The organism is Escherichia sp. TW14182, assembly GCF_000208525.1.
Classification (GTDB): Bacteria; Pseudomonadota; Gammaproteobacteria; order Enterobacterales; family Enterobacteriaceae; genus Escherichia; species Escherichia ruysiae.
Map to the genome: position 1 here is coordinate 1 of NZ_AEJZ01000450.1, position 849 is coordinate 849.

At 45.7% G+C, this 849-nt stretch carries 2 protein-coding genes and 2 pseudogenes; 3 read left to right on the forward strand and 1 reads right to left on the reverse strand.

Translation table 11 applies throughout. The features are described from left to right. The 3 genes and pseudogenes from EQY_RS27370 to EQY_RS0123035 all read left to right on the forward strand — a co-directional run. A pseudogene (locus tag EQY_RS27370) lies at positions 1 to 196 on the forward strand (hypothetical protein); the annotation flags it as partial. Beyond that, positions 184 to 495, forward strand: a complete 312-nt coding sequence (locus tag EQY_RS0123030; protein ID WP_000483534.1) for a type II toxin-antitoxin system RelE/ParE family toxin — start codon at positions 184 to 186, stop codon at positions 493 to 495. The pseudogene EQY_RS27370 and the gene EQY_RS0123030, both read left to right, overlap by 13 nt. Beyond that, positions 495 to 782, forward strand: coding sequence for a helix-turn-helix domain-containing protein (locus EQY_RS0123035; RefSeq protein ID WP_024195838.1), 288 nt, complete (start codon positions 495 to 497; stop codon positions 780 to 782). The genes EQY_RS0123030 and EQY_RS0123035 overlap by 1 nt, the downstream gene beginning before the upstream one ends. Here EQY_RS0123035 and EQY_RS27115 read toward each other — a convergent pair. Then, a pseudogene (locus tag EQY_RS27115) lies at positions 781 to 849 on the reverse strand (hypothetical protein); the annotation flags it as partial. The gene EQY_RS0123035 and the pseudogene EQY_RS27115 overlap by 2 nt on opposite strands.

Below are 849 nucleotides of genomic sequence, written 5' to 3' on the forward strand. Positions count from 1 at the left end.
GTTTTACTCCGGTATCACATGTAACCACAGCGTGCCGCCTTCCATGCCGCTGGCGCGGCATCAAAAAATCCCTCTTCTCCAGTGCCCCCTCCGAACCCAGAGTGTATTTTCATTTATTGATGAAATTTGCTGTTTGCGCAATTTTCCTGTTTTGGTGTATTTTGTCATTCTGGAGGCTATAATATGTTTAATGTGATTACTCACCCAGCCGCACTGGATGAACTGCTGGAATTACCAGACAATCTGCGTGGTCGTATGACCAGACTGATTGAACGGCTGGAACAGGAAGGTAACAAAATGAAAATGCCTCACAGCCGTGTAATTGGCGGAGGGCTTTTTGAACTGAGAGTCGGGGATAAAAATATCGCAAGAACACTGTACGCTTATGCAACGGGTAATGAAATCTATATGTTGCATGCATTTGTGAAAAAGACGCAAAAGACACCAACGAAAGCTATTGAAATCGCCAGGATGCGCCTGAAGGAGATGAAATGATGAAAGTAAAAGGTGTTCCGTTCAGCCTGGTAAAGCAAAAACTGCTTAATACTCCAGAAGCTGTCAAAGGGTATGAAGATGCCGATAAAGAACTGGAGATGGTAGAAATGTTATACGAAATGAGAGAAAAAGCGGGATTAACAAAGTCAGCGCTGGCCGAACGAATGGGGTTACGCCCGTCAGCCATCAGTCGCCTGGAAAGTAATCCTTTAGGGGCCAGTATGAAAACTTTGACAAAATATGCTCAGGCCTGTGGCGCAACCATCGATATTCACGCTGTCTATTGAGTTTTGTCACTGATTCAATCACCACCGGACGCACAGCCCCTTCCGGCTGCTTCTCCAGCCAGTTAAG